The organism is Curtobacterium sp. RIT-PI-V, from assembly GCF_025642935.1.
Lineage (GTDB): Bacteria > Actinomycetota > Actinomycetes > Actinomycetales > Microbacteriaceae > Curtobacterium.
In genome coordinates this window covers 1-17,684 of record NZ_JANZKM010000042.1, presented here as the reverse complement: position 1 = coordinate 17,684, position 17,684 = coordinate 1, and the positions used below count along the sequence as shown (strand labels likewise).

Sequence of the window (17,684 nt, the reverse complement as noted above, 5' to 3'; positions counted from 1 at the left end):
TGTCCCGCAGGAAGATCTCGATCGTCTTCGGGCCGACCCCCTTGAGCGCACCGAGTCGGTCGCGCAGGTCCTTCCGCGACGCCGCGGTCTTCACCAGGTGCGACACGGACCCCTCGTCGGCGTCGAGCGTGTGCATCGTCTCGTGCAGGGCATCGGTCATCTGGTAGTCGAACCGCGCGTAGCCGCCCTCGTCCAGGACCCTCCGCAGTTGCTCGCGTCCGGCGCCCGCGAACTTCCCCGGGCTGGTGAACCCGTGGTCGATGAGGACGCGGTAGGTCTCCGCCGCCTGCTCCTGCCGGATGGGCCGGCCGAAGAGCATGCTGGCGAGGAACCACCGGTAGAGCTGTTGGGGCTTGCCGTCGGACAGGTCGATCCCGAGGTCCGCGGCGTGGGTCACGTCGGCCATGGACCGGACGCTACCCGTGGTGGTCAGCCGTCGGTGCGCCGCGGTCCCCAGTGCAGCGCGCCGACGACGAGCCACCCGACGAACGACAGGATCGTGACGAGCTCGACGACCACGATGAACGGCAGGTCGATCGCGACACCGGCGCCCGCGATGTAGGCGTAGCTGTACGTCTGTGACGAGACGGCGCTCACGATCCACCGCACGACGACGATCACGGCGCCGATCGCCGCGAGGGCACCGAGGGCGAACTGGAACGGGTTTCGGCCACGCAGGAATCGCATCCCGCCACCGTAGGGCCGCGGGCCGACGGCGCACGACTCCCCGTTCGAGGTGCCAAGCGCTTGGTGCCCGCGCGAGGCTCACTCGGCGGCGGCGGCCAGCTGGTCCTCCAGGTTGAACACCTCGGGCAGCACCCGCGCAGTCTGGTCCGCCCGGCCCGAGGCGCCGTCGAACAGGTCCTGCATGTGCGCCTCCCATGCGGTCGCGACCTCGGACGCCGCGAGCGACGCGTCGGCATCGGCCACCGAGTCGGTCTCGTAGTAGCCGATCAGCAGGCCGTCGTCGTCGAGGAACAGGGAGTAGTTCCGCCGCCCCGCCGTGGCGATCGCCCGGAGCATCGCCGGCCAGACCGCGGCGTGCCGCTCGCGGTAGGCGTCCAGGTGCTCGGCCTGCACCTGCAGTCGGAAGCAGACGCGGATCACCGGTCGGCCTCGGCGCGGCGACGCTGTTCGGCGTCCTGCACGGCGCGCTCGTCGGCGGTGCGCACGGTACCGGTGACGGTGGTCACGGTGCCGTACCGCTCGGCCTCGATCGCCTCGAGCGTCTTGCCCTGCGTGCGTGGCGCCCAGATGGTGCCGACCAGGAACGACATCGCGAGGAGGCCCAGGATGAGTCCACCGAGTGCACGGAGTCCGATGTCGGACAGCAGCAGCGGGAACCAGATGCTCAGCAGACCGACCATGACCCGCGCGGCGAGGAACAACACGCCCTGGGCACTGGCCCGGTACCGGGTGGCGAAGAGCTCGCTCGTCCAGAGGCCGTAGAACGCCTGCGCGCCGATGCCCGACGAGATGCCCCACGCCACGGCGAAGAACAGCAGCGTGCCGAGGTTCGCCGGTGCGTAGATCAGGACGGCCCAGGCGACGATCGCGAGCACCGCGCCGAGGGCGAAGAGCAACCGTCGACTGACCCGGTCGCCGTAGCGCATGAAGCCGAAGTAGGTCGCGGCGACGGTGCAGCCCCACACCAGGATCTGCAGGCCGTACTGCTCGGTGACGCTCGTGACCCCGGTGGCCGAGTACACCCGCGGCTGGAAGATGCCGGCCTGCCCGGCGACGGTGTTCCAGAGCGCGTAGACGCCGAACAGGAACAGCATCGCGGTCAGGTTCCGGCGCCGGCTGAACAGCTGGGTGATCCCGTGGAAGAAGTTCGCGGTGCCGGTCGCGGCGCGCTCGTCCTTCCAGATCGCCGACTCCGGCAGCCCGCGGCGGAGCCACCAGACGACGGCGGCGACGACGAACAGGTGCGCGAAGATGAGCCGGCTGCCGAGCAGTCCGAGGGGCGCGGCGGCGATGGCCAGCGCGAAGCCGACCATCGGGCCGATCGACCAGGCGAGCTGCGCGGTGCCGACGTGGGCGGCGCGCTTGTCCGCGGGTGCCTGCTCGGCGATGTAGGTCCAGCTCGCCGGCACCCCGGCGCCGACCGCGATGCCGGTCAGGATGAAGCCGACCAGCAGCATGCCGTAGCTGCCGGCGAAGACCGCGAGCAGGATGCCGAGCATGTACAGCAGCAAGTCGTAGGTGTAGATGAACTTCCGGCCGTAGCGGTCGCACAGCGGTCCGCCGATGATGGCGCCGGCGGCCGCGCCGAACGCGTTCGCGGACAGGCTCGCCAGCAGGCCGACCTCGAGGTCGCCGACGTGGAACTGCGCTTGCCACAGGCTGAGGCTCGTGGCGATCGCGATGATCGACCCCGACTCGATGTAGTTCGACATGGCGACCGAGACGGTCGCCTTCCAGCCCGTGGTGCTCCGGGCTCCGATGCGGACCGCCATTGGTCCTCCGTTCGCGTGTTCGTCAGTGAATCGTTTCAACGGGACAGCGAGACGATAGTGCGCTCCGGTGGGCGTTGGCAAGTCCGCGCTTTGCATCCGCTGCGCGGTCGCTCACTCGGTGCGAGGTTGCCCACTCCGTGCTGCGCTGCAAGCGCGCACCGAGTGGGCAACCTCGCACGTGGCGGCGCAGCACGCACGGTGCACGCCGGAGCGGAGCACGCACGGGGCGCGGCCGCACCCACGATCTCGCACCGTGCGGTGGACCTGCGCCCCACCGGACGGGAGGCCCGGGTCCAGCCCGCACCGCGCCTCCCGTCCGCCGTTTTCCACAGATCACGGCGCGCACCACCCCGAAGCGCAGGTGCGATGCCAGGATGGCCACATGGCGGTCAGTGTGCGAGAGGTGGCAGCGCTCGCCGGCGTGTCCTTGGGCACGGTGTCGAACGTCCTGAACCGCCCCGACAAGGTGGCCCCGACCACGGTCGACCGGGTGCAGTCGGCCATCGCCACGCTCGGGTTCGTCCGCAACGACTCCGCACGCCAGCTCCGGGCCGGCCGCAGCTCCACCGTCGGCCTGATCGTGCTCGACGGCGGCAACCCGTTCTTCACCGACGTCGCGCGCGGTGCCGAAGACGCTGCGATGGACAAGGGCCTGGCGGTCCTGATCGGCAACTCCGACGAGTCCACCGACCGCGAGCGCACGTACGTCGACCTGTTCGAGGAACGCCGGGTCGCCGGCCTGCTCATCTCCCCCGCCGGTGACGACCTGTCCCGCCTCGCCCGCCTGCGCGACCAGGGCACCGCCGTCGTGCTCGTCGACCGCCGCGCCGACGACGAGCACTTCGCCTCGGTGTCGGTGGACGACGTCGCGGGCGGTCGCATCGCGGTCGAGCACCTCGCGGCCATCGGGCGGACGCGGATCGCCTTCGTCGGCGGCCCGTCCACCATCCGCCAGGTGGCCGACCGGCATGCCGGGGCACTGTCGGCGGCTCAGGTAGCGGGCATCGGGCTCGAGGTCCTGCCGACCGCGTCGCTGTCGGTGCTCGAAGGGCGTCGCATCGGCGAGGAACTCCAGGCGCGCCCTCGTGCCGAGCGGCCGGACGCGGTGTTCGCGGCGAACGACCTGCTCGCGGTCGGCCTCGAACAGGCGTTCATCATGCGCGGCACGATCGCGGTGCCGGACGAGATCGCGATCGTGGGCTACGACGACATCGCCTTCGCCGAGGCAGCCGTCGTCCCGTTGACCTCGGTGCGCCAGCCTGCCCAGGACCTCGGGCGCCAGGCGATCGAGCTGTTGACGAAGCAGGTCGAGCTCGGGCAGGGCATCGACCTGGAGCACGTCGAGTTCACGCCGGAGCTCGTGGTCCGGCAGTCCTCCGTCGCCGACGCGTAGCCGGGCCTTCGCGCCTCCCGCCACCCTGCCCGGCCCCGCGGCACGGACCGGCCGCCGCTGCGGCCTACGATCGGAGCATGGTGCATGTCCCCCGGCGCGACGGCCCGCCGAGCGTGCACCACGTCGCAGCTCGCGCCGGCGTCTCGCTGGCGACGGTGTCGAACGTGCTGAACCACCCCGAGCGGGTCGCCGAGTCCACGGCCGCACGCGTGCACGACGCGATCGCCGAACTCGGGTACACGCCGAACCGCAACGCCCGGGTGCTGGCATCCGGCAGCAGCCGTTCGATCGGGCTCGTCGTGATGTCGCTCCGGAACTCGCTGTTCAGCGACATGGTCAACGGTGCGCAGCTCGCGGCCCGGAAACGCGGGTTCACGCTCCTCATCGCGAGCAGCGAGGACGATCTGCAGGCGCAGGGCGAACACCTCGCGTACCTCGAGAGCGCTCGGGTGTCCGGCATCCTGCTCGCCTCGATGACCGAGTCGCGCGATCAGGTCGAGCTCACCCGCCGGCACGGTCGGCCGGTCGTCTACGTGAACTTCGCACCGGCGACGGTCGACGCCTGCTCCGTCGTCGTCGACAACGAGCAGGCGGCCTTCCTCGCCACGGAGCACCTGATCGCCTGCGGGTGCCGACGCATCGGCTTCGTGAGCGCGCGCGCCGAGTTGCAGCCGGTGTCGCTCCGCCGAGCCGGGGTCCTCCGGGCGATCGCAGGTCACCCAGGGGTGGAACTCATCGACATCGACGCCGGTGACATCGACCCGCCCGGCGGCACCGACGCCGGTGCGCGCATCGCCGCGATGCCGCTCGCCGAGCGGCCCGACGGCGTCCTCGGCGTCACCGACCTGCTCGCGATGGCGGTCGTCTCCGAGCTCCGCGCCGCCGGCATCCGCGTACCGGAGGACATCCCGGTGTCGGGGTGCGACCACAACTCGGTGGCATGGGGCGGCGCGGTGCCGCTGACGTCGGTGACCATGCACGGTGCGGAGATGGGCGCGGCGGCGGTCGAACTGCTGCTCGAGGAACTCACCGACCCGATGCACGTCCACCGCACCGTGGTGCTCGGCAGCGAGCTCGTCCCCCGCGAGAGCACGCTCGGCCGCGCCGGTGCGGCAGCAGCGCGGGCCACGGCGCCGAGCGACCCGCGCCGTACCGAGGCCTGAGCGCCCGAGTCTCGGAGCGAGGGCGCCGAGTCTCGGGGTGAGCGACAGTTCGCGGGCTGCGGGGCGCGAGGACTGTCGCGCACCCCGAGACTCGGGACCGCGCGCACCAGGCGTGCGCGTTCCCGTAACGAAAACGGCACAGCGATTGACACGCTTCAATCGACGTGGTTCCATCCTGATTGAAACGTTCTAAACAGCAGCAACCGGAGCCCACGACGACGCGGGATCCGGGTCCGTTTCACCCGGGGTACCCCGCCCCGGGCCTTACGAGGAGGTAAGGAATGTCAGCTCGTTCCCTGACCACGAGGACGCTCACCACGCGCGCCGTCGTCAAACGTCTCGTCGCCATCGGCGGCGCCACGGTCCTGATCGGCGGGCTCGCGGCGTGTTCGTCCGGCGGTTCTGCCGACGAAGGCGGCGGCAAGGTGCAGATCACCTACCAGGCCGACAACTCACCCGCGACCGCAGCCACCGCGAAGCCGCTCATCGAGGCGTTCGAGAAGGCCAACCCGGACATCACGGTCAAGTTCGACACCCGCCCCCAGGGCACCGACGGCGACAACCTGGTGAAGACCCAGCTGTCGACCGGCGAGATGGCCGACGTCTTCAACTACAACTCCGGTTCGCTCATGCAGGCCCTCAACCCGGACAACACCCTGGTGGACCTGTCCGACGAGAGCTGGACCAAGGACGTCGACGAGCAGTTCACCAAGGTCGTCAGCACCGACAAGGGCGTCTACGGTGCCCCGTTCGGCACGAGCTTCGGCGGCGGCGTCATGTACAACAAGAAGGTCTACGCGGACCTCGGACTCAGCGTCCCCACCACGTGGGACGAGTTCATCAGCAACAGCGAGAAGATCAAGGACGCCGGCAAGGTCGCCCCGATCATCCAGACGTACGGCGACACCTGGACCAGCCAGCTGTTCGTGCTCGGCGACTTCGCCAACATCACGGCGCAGGACAAGGACTGGGCGGAGAACTACACCGCCAACAAGGAGTCCTACGCCAAGGAGCCTGCACTCGCCGGCTTCGACCACCTCGCCGAGGGCAAGGACAAGGACCTCTACAACGAGGACTACGCCTCGGCCACGCAGGCGAACGGCTTGAAGATGCTCGCCGACGGCACCGGGGCGCAGTACCCGATGCTGACGAACGCGATCTCGACCCTGCAGCAGGACAGCCCCGACGCCGTCGAGGACATCGGAGCGTTCGCGCTGCCGGCCGAGGACGCCGACGACACGAACCTGACCATCTGGGAGCCGAACGGCCTGTACATCCCGAAGACCACCGAGGGCGACGAGCTCGCCGCGGCGAAGAAGTTCATCGCCTTCGCGAACTCGGCCGACGGCTGCAAGGTGCAGAACGACACCGGAACGCCCGGTGGCCCGTACGTCATCTCGACCTGCTCGCTGCCGGACGACGTGCCCCCGATGATCGACGACCTGCAGAAGTACCTGGACGACGGCAAGGCGAGCCCGGCGCTCGAGTTCCTGTCCCCGATCAAGGGCCCGAACCTCGAGAAGATCTGCGTGCAGGTCGGCTCCGGCATCACCAACGCTGCCAAGGGTGCTGACCAGTACGACGACGACGTCGTCCAGCAGGCGCAGCAGCTCGGCATCAAGGGCTGGTGACACGGTGACCGCGACACTCACGACGGAACTCGAGCCTGCGAAGACCCGAGCGGGTTCCGGCGGGACCGGTCCCGCGCGCAAGCGGATGCGCTCGTTCTACCCCGCGTGGTTCTTCATCCCCGCGATCGCGCTGTACGTCGTGTTCTTCGCGGTCCCCACCTTCGCCGGGTTCTACTTCTCCCTCACCCGCTGGACGCTGTTCGACCAGACCTTCATCGGTTTCGACAACTTCGTCCGGTTCTTCCAGGACCCGCAGCTCGTCTCCGGGTTCGTGCACACGTTCCAGTACGGCTTCGTGACGAGCGCGGCGAAGGTGGTCATCGGACTCGCCCTCGCCCTGCTCCTCACGTCGCCCGTGCTGGGGCGCGGCTACCTGCGGGCAGTCGTGTTCTTCCCGGTGCTGGTGTCGACGATCGGCATCGGCATCACGTTCAAGGCCCTGATGGACCCGTTCCACGGGATCATCAACGGAGTCCTCGGCTCGGTCGGCCTCCCCACACCGGGGTGGCTGACCGACCCGGCCCTCGCCCTGTGGAGCGTCGCCGCGGTGGACGTCTGGAAGGGTGTCGGCATCGCGACGCTCATCTTCATCGCCGGTATCGTGGCGATCCCGCAGGAGTACTTCGAGGCCGCACGGGTCGACGGCGCGAGCGCGTGGTCGATCTTCCGGAACATCACCCTGCCGCTGTCGCGTCCCGCGATGGGCACCGTCATCATCCTGTCGCTGATCGGCGGGCTGCGGTCCTTCGACCTGATCTGGGCGATGACCGGCGGTGGGCCAGGGTTCACCAGCGACGTCATCGCGAGCGTCATCTACAAGCAGTACCAGGCCGGGTTCTACGGCCTGTCGACCGCCGGCAACGTGGTCCTGTTCGTGGTCGTGACAGCGATCATGGTCCCGATCTCGTGGCTCCTCAACCGCAAGGAGGCGGACCTGTGATCACCGCACTGCGCCCACTCCCGATCTCGTGGCTCCTCAACCGCAAGGAGGCGGACCTGTGACCGCCGTCACCAGCCCCCGCCGGACCACCGGCCGCGCGCCGACACCGGCGACGAAGAACCGTCACCCTGGCCGGGCCCGACGGTGGATCATCGGCTCGATCGCCATCGTCGTCAGCTTCGTGGTCTTCCTGGTGCCGTTCGTCTTCGTCCTGCTGCAGGCCGCGAAGAACCCGGCCGAGGCGAACCAGCTCGGCTTCAGCCTGCCGACCGAGTGGCAGCTCTGGCAGAACCTGCAGGCCGTGTTCGGATCCGGCGACGGCGTGATCGTCCGCGCGTTCCTGAACAGCGCGGTCCTGACCGTGGGCAGCGTGATCGTGATGGTCGTGTTCTCCGCGATGGTCGGGTACGTGCTGCAGCGTCGTCCGAGCAAGTGGAACGGCGTGATCAACTTCTTCGTCCTGGCGGGCCTCATCGTCCCGCCCGCGATCGTCCCGACGATCTGGGTGCTGCAGGGACTCAACCTGTTCAAGACCATGGGCGGGATGATCCTCATCGAGGCGACCTTCGGCCTGTCGTTCTGCATCCTGCTCTTCCGCGCGTTCGTGGCGACGATCCCGAAGGAGCTCGACGAGGCAGCCGTCCTCGACGGTGCCGGACCGATCCGCCTGTTCTTCGGCGTCGTGCTGCCGCTGCTCAAGCCGGTCATCATCACGGTCGTGCTCGTGCAGTCCGTCACGGTGTTCAACGACTTCACGAACCCGCTGTACTTCCTGCCGGGGTCCGAGAACGCCACGGTGCAGCAGACGCTCTACTCGTTCCAGAGCCAGTCGGTCAGCCAGCTCAACCTGCTGTTCACCGACGTCCTGCTCATCACGATCCCGCCGCTGATCCTCTACATCTTCTTCAACCGCCAGATCGTCGCCGGCATGACCAGCGGCGCCGTCAAGGGCTGACGCCCGACCCCCGACCTGGAGGCGCGACCCGCCTCCGCCGCACCGCCCACCCGGGCGGGCGGCCGGGCCCACGACCCCGCACCGGTCGACGACGACCGGTCGCGTGAAAGGACACACCACATGACCGCCTGGACCGCACCGTTCATCACGAGCGACGCCGACCTCGGGAGCGCACCGATCCTGCGCCGTGAGTTCACCCTCGACGACGGCCACGGCGCCGTCACCGGAGCGACCCTCGACGTCAGCGCCCTCGGCGTCGTCGAAGCGTGGCTCGGTGGCGAACGCGTCTCCGACCACCTGCTCGAACCGGGGTGGACGAGCTACGAGTGGCGCATCCGCGTCGTCTCGCACGACGTCACGGCGCACCTGGCCGAGACGGCCGCGGGCAGCGCCGCCGTGCTCGCCCTCGTGCTCGGCAAGGGCTGGGCCGCCGGTCGGCTCGCCTGGGGCGGTGGCGGCGGCTGGTACGCCGACGAGCCCGCCGGGTTCGCCGAGCTCCGCATCACGTTCGCCGACGGCCACGAACAGCTCGTCGCCACCGACACGGACTGGCAGGCCCTGTCCAGCGCGATCACCGCCGACCAGCTGTACGACGGCGAGGACATCGACGCACGGCTCCGCGACGGCTCCTTCCTGACGCCCGGCGAGGTCACCACGCCGAGCGTCGACGGCCACGAGGGACGCACCAGCGCCGTGCGCACCGTCGACATCGGCGAACGCGAACTCGTCGCCGACACCGTGCCGCCGGTCCGGCCCCTCGCCGAGATCGCCCCCGTCGAGGTCTGGACGAGCCCGTCCGGCGCGACGCTGATCGACTTCGGCGTGAACCTGGTCGGCTGGCTCCGTGTGACCGCCAGCGGACCGGCCGGCACCGTCCTGACCCTCAAGCACGCCGAGGTGCTCGAACACGACGAGCTCGGCACCCGCCCGCTGCGTACCGCGAAGGCGACGGACCACTTCACCCTGAGCGGCAGCGGCGCGGACGGTTCCGGCACCCCGGACGTGTTCGAGCCGCGCTTCACCTTCCACGGCTTCCGGTACGCCCAGGTCGACGGGTGGACCGGCACCCTCGACGAACTCCGCGCGGCGGTCACCGCGGTGCAGGTCGGGTCGGACCTCGCCCGCACGGGCACGTTCGAGTCGAGCCACGAGCTGCTCAACACGTTCCACGACAACGTCGTCCGGGGCATGCAGGGCAACTTCCTGAGCGTCCCGACGGACTGCCCGCAGCGCGACGAGCGCCTCGGTTGGACGGGCGACATCGCGGCGTTCGCGCCGACGGCGTCCTTCCTGTTCGACACCCGCGCGTTCCTGGGCGACTGGCTCCGCGACGTGTGGCTCGAGCAGCAGCACGCCGACGGGGTCATCCCGTTCGTGGTGCCGGACGTGCTCAAGTACTCCCCCGCCGAGGACTTCGGCACCCCCGATGCCACCGCCATCTGGTCAGACGCCGGCGTGTGGGTGCCGTGGACCCTGTACCAGGCGTACGGCGACACCGCGGTACTCGAGGAGCAGCTCGACTCGATGACGGCGCACCTCCGCCGCATCGAGGGCCACCTGTCACCGGAGGGCCTGTGGGACACCGTCTTCCAGTTCGGCGACTGGCTCGACCCGGACGCCCCGCCGGAGGACGCCGCCAAGGCGAAGGCCGACCCGGGCGTCGTCGCGACGGCGTGCGCGTACCGCAGCGCGACCCTGGTGGCGCAGGCGGCGCGGTTGACGGGCCACGAGGCGGAAGCGACGGAAGCCGAGGAGCTGGCCACGGGCCTCCAGGCCGCGTTCCGACAGCACTACGTGACCGACGGCCGCATCCGGAGCGACTGCACCACCGTCTACGCGCTCGCGATCGTGTTCGGCATCCTCGACGAGGACGACGAGCGCCGTGCGGGCGACCGCCTGGCGGAGCTGGCCGAGCAGTCCGGGTACCGGATCTCGACGGGCTTCGCGGGCACGCCGTTCATCACCGACGCACTGACGCAGACCGGCCACCTCGACGACGCGTACCGGCTGCTGCTGCAGACGGAGTGCCCGTCGTGGCTGTACCCGGTGACGATGGGTGCGACGACGGTCTGGGAGCGCTGGGACTCGATGCTGCCGGACGGCACCATCAACCCGGGTGAGATGACCTCGTTCAACCACTACGCACTCGGTGCCGTGGCGGACTGGATGCACCGGGTGGTGGGCGGTCTGTCGGCACTCGAACCGGGCTACGCCTCCGTGCTCATCGCGCCGCAGCCGGGCGGCGGCCTGACGTGGGCGTCGACGTCGCTCGACTCCGTGCACGGGCACATCGCGGTGCGGTGGGAGCTCGTCGACGGCGAGCTGCTCGTGCGCGCGGTGGTGCCCGAGGGCGTCACCGCAGTGGTGCGCCTGCCGGGTGCTGCGGAGCAGCGGCTCGGTGCCGGCTCGCACGAGCTGCGCGCACCGGCTGCGGTGCCGGCGGCGTAGCGGGCCTGCGGACCTGCGGGGCGGAAGATGGGGCGGTCACGGTGGGCGCGCGGGACGCCTGACGGCGTTCGCCCGGCGTCGCGCCCCCGGGCGGTCTTCGCGCCCCGACTCCCCGGGGCGCGAAGACCGCAACGGGGCGCGCGACGCCGCACCACCCCACACGGTTGCGGCAACCCGCCGCGACCCGTACTGTATGAAACGATTCAATCGCACACGAGGAAGTGACACGATGACGTCGACCCCGACCTTCACCGGCATAGCCGACCAGCTCGCACGACAGCAGATCGAGCTGCCCAGCTGGGCCTTCGGCAACTCCGGCACCCGCTTCAAGGTGTTCAGCACGCCCGGCACCCCGCGTGACCCGTACGAGAAGATCGCCGACGCCGCGCAGGTGCACAAGTACACCGGCCTCGCGCCGACCGTGGCACTGCACATCCCGTGGGACCTCGTCGACGACTTCAGCGACCTCAAGCGGCACGCCGAAGAGCACGGCGTCGCGCTCGGGACGATCAACTCGAACACGTTCCAGGACGACGACTACAAGTTCGGTGCCCTCACCCACACCGACGCGAGCGTCCGGCAGAAGGCGATCGACCACCACCTGCGCTGCATCGACGTGATGGACGCCACCGGCAGCCGTGACCTGAAGATCTGGCTCGCCGAGGGCTCGAACTACCCCGGCCAGGCCGACATGCGTGAACGCCAGGACCGCCTGCACGAGTCGCTCAGCACGATCTACGACCGCCTCGGTGCCGACCAGCGCCTGGTGCTCGAGTACAAGTTCTTCGAGCCGTCGTTTTACCACACCGACGTTCCGGACTGGGGCACGAGCTACGTGCAGACGGCGGCACTCGGCGACAAGGCGATGGTCTGCCTCGACACCGGCCACCACGCCCCCGGCACGAACATCGAGTTCATCGTGATGCAGCTCCTGCGCCTCGGCAAGCTCGGCAGCTTCGACTTCAACTCGCGGTTCTACGCCGACGACGACCTGATCGTGGGCGCAGCGGACCCGTTCCAGCTGTTCCGCATCCTGGTCGAGGTCATCCGCGGCGGCGGCTACGACAACCACGACGTCGCGTTCATGCTCGACCAGTGCCACAACATCGAGGACAAGATCCCCGGTCAGATCCGCTCCGTGCTCAACGTGCAGGAGATGACGGCCCGGGCGCTGCTCCTCGACCGCGTGGCCCTGACCGCAGCGCAGGAGGCCCACGACGTCCTCGGCGCGAACGAGGTCTTCATGGACGCGTACCAGACCGACGTCCGGGCGGACCTCGCCGCGTGGCGCGAATCTCGCGGCCTGCCGGCGAACCCGATGCGCGCGTACCTGGACTCCGGGTACCAGCAGTTGATCGCCGAGGACCGCGTCGGCGGCGTCCAGGCCGGTTGGGGCGCGTAGACAGATGACGATCAACGACTTGGAGGCACGGGTGGACCCCGCAACGCACGGCACCGACGCGGACACGACGATCAGTGCCCTCATCGCACGTTCCAACGCGCTCGGCTCGGATCCGCGGATCACGAACTACGCCGGCGGGAACACCTCGGCGAAGGGCACCGCGACCGACCCGGTCACGGGCGAGCCGGTGGAGCTGCTCTGGGTGAAGGGCTCCGGGGGCGACCTCGGCACCCTCACCCCGGCAGGCCTCGCGGTCCTGCGCGTCGACCGCGTCCGTGCGCTCCGGGGCGTCTACCCGGGGGTGGAGCGTGAAGACGAGATGGTGGCAGCGTTCGACTACACGCTGCACGGCAAGGGCGGTGCCGCGCCGTCGATCGACACGGCGATGCACGCCCTGGTCGACGCCGCGCACGTCGACCACCTCCACCCGGACGCCGGCATCGCCATCGCGACGGCGGCGGACGGACCAGCCCTGACGTCGACGATCTTCGGCGACAGGGTGGTGTGGGTGCCGTGGCGCCGACCCGGGTTCCAGCTCGGGCTCGACATCGCCGCGATCAAGCGGGACAACCCCCAGGCGATCGGCACGGTCCTCGGCGGCCACGGCATCACGGCGTGGGGCGACACCAGTGACGAAGCCGAGGCGAACTCGCGCTGGATCATCGACACCGCCGAGCAGTACATCGCCGAGCACGGCGCCGGCCAGCCGTTCGGTGCGGTCCGACCGGGCTTCGAAGCACTGCCGACCGACGATCGCCACGCTCGTGCAGCGGCGCTCGCACCGACGGTCCGCGGCATCGCCGGGCACGACAAGCCCGTGGTGGGTCACTTCACCGACAGTGACGTCGTGCTCGACTTCCTGGCGAGTGCACGCGCCGAGGAGCTCGCCGCGCTCGGCACGAGCTGCCCGGACCACTTCCTGCGCACCAAGGTGAAGCCGCTCATCCTCGACCTGCCCGCCACCGCGAGCGTCGACGAGCAGACTGCCCGCCTGCACGAACTCCACGAGCAGTACCGCGCGGACTACCAGGCCTACTACGACCGCCACGCGACCCCGGACTCCCCCGCGATCCGCGGCGCCGACCCGCTCATCGTCCTGGTACCCGGTGTCGGGATGTTCTCGTACGGCAAGGACGCCCAGACCGCCCGCGTCGCCGGGGAGTTCTACGTCAACGCGATCAACGTCATGCGCGGCGCCGAGTCGCTGAGCACCTACGCCCCGATCGACGAGGCCGAGAAGTTCCGAATCGAGTACTGGGCCCTCGAAGAGGCGAAGCTCCAGCGGATGCCGGCACCCAAGAAGCTCGCCACCCGCATCGCCCTGGTCACCGGAGCCGCGAGCGGCATCGGCAAGGCGATCGCGAAGCGCCTGGCGGCCGAGGGCGCCGCGGTCGTCATCGCCGACCTCGACGTCGACAAGGCCGCCGCCGCGGCAGCCGAGATCGGCGGCCCGGACCAGGCCATCGGCGTCGCGGCGAACGTGACGAGCGCGGCGGACATCGAGCAGGCGATCCAGCAGACCCTCCTACACTTCGGCGGCCTCGACCTGGTCGTCAACAACGCCGGACTGTCGCTCAGCAAGAGCCTGCTCGAGACCACCGAACAAGACTGGGACCTGCAGCACGACGTCATGGCGAAGGGGTCGTTCCTGGTGTCCAAGGCAGCGGCGAAGGTCCTCATCGAGCAGGGCCTCGGCGGCGACATCGTCTACATCTCGTCGAAGAACTCGGTGTTCGCCGGGCCGAACAACATCGCGTACTCGGCGACCAAGGCCGACCAGGCACACCAGGTCCGGTTGTTGGCGGCGGAGCTCGGTGAGCACGGCGTCCGCGTCAACGGGATCAACCCCGACGGCGTCGTCCGTGGCTCGGGGATCTTCGCGAGCGGCTGGGGAGCGAACCGCGCGAAGACCTACGGCATCGAGGAGCAGGACCTCGGCGCGTTCTACGCCCAGCGCACGATCCTCAAGCGCGAGGTCGTGCCGGAGAACGTCGCCAACGCCGTCTACGCCATCTGCACCGACGACTTCTCGCACACGACCGGGTTGCACGTGCCCGTCGACGCTGGCGTCGCCGCGGCGTTCCTCCGCTGATGTCCGACAAGAGGTAGTCACATGTCCACCACCGGCACCGTCGCCGCCGTCGACCTCGGGGCCACCAGCGGCCGGGTGATCCTCGGGCACGTCGACGCCGACGGCGTGCGGATGGAGCACGTCGCCCGGTTTCCGAACGGCCCCGTGACCCTGCACGAGCACGACCACGAGGCCCTGCACTGGGACGTCGTCGAGCTCCACCGACAGGTGACCGACGGCCTCCGTCAGGCGTTCGCCACGCACCCGGCGATCGTCAGCATCGGCATCGACTCGTGGGCGGTCGACTACGGTCTGCTGCGCGACGGCCGGCTGCTCGGGCTGCCGTACCACTACCGCGACGAGCGGCACGAGGGCGGCGTCGACCGTGTGCACCGACGGATGGACGCCGCCGAGCTGTACGCCCGGAACGGTCTGCAGCACCTGCCCTTCAACACGGTGTTCCAGTTCGCCGCCGACCCGTCGCTGCAGCTCGCGCAGCGAGCACTGCTCGTCCCCGACCTGCTCGGCTACTGGCTCACCGGTGTCGAGGCGGCCGAGCGCACGAACGCCTCGACGACCGGGGTCCTGAACGCGACGACCCGTGGATGGGACCCGGCGTTGCGGGCTGCTGCGGGCCTCCCGGCCGGCTTCCTGCCCACCCTGCGCGACCCGGGCGACCGACTCGGCCCCCTGCTGCCGTCCGTCGCCGACGCCGTCGGCGGGAAGGCACCCGTCACGCTCGTCGGCTCGCACGACACGGCCTCCGCCGTCGTCGCGGTCCCCGCGACCGACCCGGACTTCGCGTACATCTCGTCCGGCACCTGGTCGCTCGTCGGCGTCGAGCTCGACGCACCCGTCCTGTCGGACGCGGCGCGCGACGCGAACTGCACCAACGAGGGCGGGGTCGACGGCCGCGTCCGGTTCCTGAAGAACGTGTCCGGCCTGTGGTTGCTGTCCGAGAGCGTCCGCACCTGGGAGCGTGACGGCGCTCCGCTCGACCTGGAGGCCCTGCTCGCCTCCGCCGCGGCCGTCACGGCCCCGGTCCCCGTCTTCGACCCCGCCGACGAGTCGTTCACGGCACCTGGCGACATGCCCGCGCGCATCGCCGCCTGGTGCGGCGACCACGGGCTGAGCGCGCCCGCGTCGCGGGCCGAGTTCGTGCGCTCGATCCTCGAGTCGCTGGCCGCCGCGTACGCGGAGACACTCGCGACGATCAGCACCATCACGGGCAAAGACGTCCGACAGGTGCACATCGTCGGCGGCGGATCGCAGAACCGGCTGCTCTGCCAGCTGACGGCCGACCGCACCGGGCTGCCCGTCCTGGCCGGGCCCGTCGAGGCGACGGCGCTCGGCAACATCCTGGTGCAGGCGCGGGCCGCTCGCCTCGGCGGGCTGGACGGCGCCTCGCTCGAGGGCCTCCGCGCGACCGTCGCCCGCACCGTCGAGCCCGTCCGGTACACCCCTCGGGCCTCCCACACCTCCCCACAATCCACTCCGAGACGTAGGATGTCTGTATGACCTCGATCGACGACCAGCACCGAGTCGACCCCGCAACCGGGGCTCCGGCAGCAACCCCAGGGGCACCGTCGACCCGGCGGACACCGATCAAGCGGCAACTGCCGACGGTGCACGACCTCGCGCCGCTCATGCAGTTCAAGAAGCCCTCGCTGCCGGGTCGGCGACAGCGTCTCGAGTCGGCGCTGACGATCTGGGACCTGCGCGACATCGCCGCCCGCCGCACACCGAAGGCCGCGTTCGACTACACCGAGGGCGCCGCCGAGGCCGAGATCTCACTCGCGCGCGCCCGCCAGGCGTTCGAGGACATCGAGTTCACGCCCGCGATCCTGCGCGACGTGTCGTCCGTGGACACCTCGCGCTCGGTGTTGGGTGCGCCGGTCGCGTACCCGTTCGGCATCGCCCCCACCGGGTTCACGCGCATGATGCAGACCGAGGGCGAGCGTGCCGGCGCCCGGGCAGCCGGACGCGCGGGCATCCCGTTCTCACTCTCCACCATGGGCACCACGGCCATCGAGGACGTCCGCGATGCCAACCCGAACGGCCGCAACTGGTTCCAGCTGTACATGTGGAAGGACCGCGAGAAGTCGATGGCGCTGGTCTCCCGCGCCGAGAAGGCCGGGTTCGACACGCTGCTCGTCACCGTGGACGTGCCCGTCGCCGGGGCGCGCCTGCGGGACAAGCGCAACGGCTTCTCGATCCCGCCGCAGCTCAGCGCCCGGACCGTGCTGAACGCCATCCCGCGGCCGTGGTGGTGGTTCGACTTCCTGACCACCGAGCCCCTGGCGTTCGCGTCGCTCGACCGGTGGTCCGGCACCGTCGGGGAGCTCCTCGACCACATGTTCGACCCCACCGTCACCTACGAGGACCTCGCCTGGATCCGCGACCAGTGGAAGGGCAAGGTCGTCGTGAAGGGCGTGCAGTCCCTGGCCGACGCCCGTCGCCTGGCGGAGATGGGCGTCGACGGGATCACGCTGTCGAACCACGGCGGACGCCAGCTCGACCGGGCACCCGTGCCGTTCCACCTGCTGCCCTCCGTGGTGAAGGAGGTCGGCATGGACACCGAGGTGCACCTCGACACCGGCATCATGTCGGGCGCCGACATCGTCGCCGCCGTGGCGCTCGGTGCGAAGTTCACGATGGTCGGCCGGGCGTACCTGTACGGACTGATGGCGGGCGGTGAGGCCGGCGTCGACCGGATGATCCAGATCCTGTCGGAGCAGATCGAGCGCACGATGCGGCTGCTCGGCGTCACGTCGCTCGACGAGCTCGAGCCCGGGCACGTGACGCAGCTGCAGCGGTTGCAGCCGGTGCCGCGCGGCTGAGGCGGCGGGCCGGCCCGAGACTCGGGGTGGGCGACGGTTCCCGCGGCTTCGGCCGCGAGTCCGGTCGCCCACCCCGAGTCTCGTGTGCTCGCCGTTCTCCGGGCGTTCGCGCGCGGATTCGGGCGATTACCCCCGAACGGGGCACAAATGATGCAAGATGTCCGTGGACGCGTCACCGAACCCCTCGGCATCCTGCGCCCGAGCACCACGAGGAGCCCAACATCTCGACCCGAAGCACGTGCACGCCCATGCGCGGCACGACCCCCGCGACCACCACGCCCATCACCTCCACCACCGAACGGCACACCCGATGAGCCGCCGTCGCGCGATCCTGGCGGCAGCGACCGCCGGTTGCCTGGCACTCGGAGTCCCCACCGCCTCC

14 protein-coding genes are annotated in these 17,684 nt (G+C 70.2%); 10 read left to right on the top strand and 4 right to left on the bottom strand.

The window, feature by feature from the left end; all coding sequences use genetic code 11:
* The 4 genes from OGL88_RS17045 to OGL88_RS17030 all read right to left on the bottom strand — a co-directional run.
* Positions 1 to 406, bottom strand: a 406-nt coding sequence (locus tag OGL88_RS17045; RefSeq protein ID WP_263092224.1) for a hypothetical protein, incomplete at its 3' end; no start/stop codon positions are given.
* Between the two features lie 23 nt (positions 407 to 429).
* Entirely contained in the window at positions 430 to 687 is a 258-nt protein-coding gene (locus tag OGL88_RS17040; RefSeq protein ID WP_205462886.1) for a hypothetical protein, read from the bottom strand.
* Between the two features lie 78 nt (positions 688 to 765).
* Positions 766 to 1,107 carry an L-rhamnose mutarotase gene (locus OGL88_RS17035; RefSeq protein WP_263092223.1) on the bottom strand — a complete coding sequence of 114 codons (342 nt, stop codon included), beginning with the start codon at positions 1,105 to 1,107 and terminating at the stop codon, positions 766 to 768.
* Entirely contained in the window at positions 1,104 to 2,459 is a 1,356-nt protein-coding gene (locus tag OGL88_RS17030) for an MFS transporter (protein ID WP_220036387.1), read from the bottom strand. Before OGL88_RS17030 ends, OGL88_RS17035 begins: the two co-directional genes overlap by 4 nt.
* 382 nt (positions 2,460 to 2,841) lie before the next feature.
* Here OGL88_RS17030 and OGL88_RS17025 point away from each other — a divergent pair, with 382 nt between their 5' ends.
* The 10 genes from OGL88_RS17025 (at position 2,842) to OGL88_RS16980 (ending at position 17,302) form a co-directional block, all read left to right on the top strand.
* On the top strand, positions 2,842 to 3,852 hold the full coding sequence (locus OGL88_RS17025) for a LacI family DNA-binding transcriptional regulator (protein WP_205462889.1): 1,011 nt from the start codon (positions 2,842 to 2,844) through the stop codon (positions 3,850 to 3,852).
* Positions 3,853 to 3,929: 77 nt separating this feature from the next.
* A complete protein-coding gene (locus OGL88_RS17020) occupies positions 3,930 to 5,015 on the top strand; it encodes a LacI family DNA-binding transcriptional regulator (RefSeq protein ID WP_263092222.1) in 1,086 nt (361 codons plus the stop codon).
* A gap of 281 nt (positions 5,016 to 5,296) precedes the next feature.
* Positions 5,297 to 6,646, top strand: a complete 1,350-nt coding sequence (locus tag OGL88_RS17015; RefSeq protein ID WP_263092221.1) for an ABC transporter substrate-binding protein — start codon at positions 5,297 to 5,299, stop codon at positions 6,644 to 6,646.
* 4 nt (positions 6,647 to 6,650) lie between these two features.
* The gene (locus tag OGL88_RS17010) at positions 6,651 to 7,586 is read left to right on the top strand and encodes a carbohydrate ABC transporter permease (protein WP_263092220.1); all 936 of its coding nucleotides are present in this window, start codon (positions 6,651 to 6,653) and stop codon (positions 7,584 to 7,586) included.
* Positions 7,587 to 7,734: 148 nt separating this feature from the next.
* Complete coding sequence (locus OGL88_RS17005; protein ID WP_263092226.1) at positions 7,735 to 8,541, top strand: carbohydrate ABC transporter permease; 807 nt, start codon at positions 7,735 to 7,737, stop codon at positions 8,539 to 8,541.
* Positions 8,542 to 8,661: 120 nt separating this feature from the next.
* Positions 8,662 to 10,989: an alpha-L-rhamnosidase gene (locus OGL88_RS17000; protein ID WP_263092219.1), complete on the top strand. Its 2,328-nt coding sequence runs from the start codon at positions 8,662 to 8,664 to the stop codon at positions 10,987 to 10,989.
* 229 nt (positions 10,990 to 11,218) lie between these two features.
* Positions 11,219 to 12,391, top strand: coding sequence for an L-rhamnose isomerase (gene rhaI / locus OGL88_RS16995; RefSeq protein WP_263092218.1), 1,173 nt, complete (start codon positions 11,219 to 11,221; stop codon positions 12,389 to 12,391).
* Between the two features lie 4 nt (positions 12,392 to 12,395).
* Complete coding sequence (locus OGL88_RS16990; RefSeq protein ID WP_263092217.1) at positions 12,396 to 14,483, top strand: bifunctional aldolase/short-chain dehydrogenase; 2,088 nt, start codon at positions 12,396 to 12,398, stop codon at positions 14,481 to 14,483.
* Positions 14,484 to 14,504: 21 nt separating this feature from the next.
* Positions 14,505 to 15,980 carry a rhamnulokinase gene (locus OGL88_RS16985; RefSeq protein WP_263092216.1) on the top strand — a complete coding sequence of 492 codons (1,476 nt, stop codon included), beginning with the start codon at positions 14,505 to 14,507 and terminating at the stop codon, positions 15,978 to 15,980.
* Positions 15,981 to 16,108: 128 nt separating this feature from the next.
* A complete protein-coding gene (locus tag OGL88_RS16980) occupies positions 16,109 to 17,302 on the top strand; it encodes an alpha-hydroxy acid oxidase (RefSeq protein WP_263092225.1) in 1,194 nt (397 codons plus the stop codon).
* Positions 17,303 to 17,684: the final 382 nt, after the last annotated feature.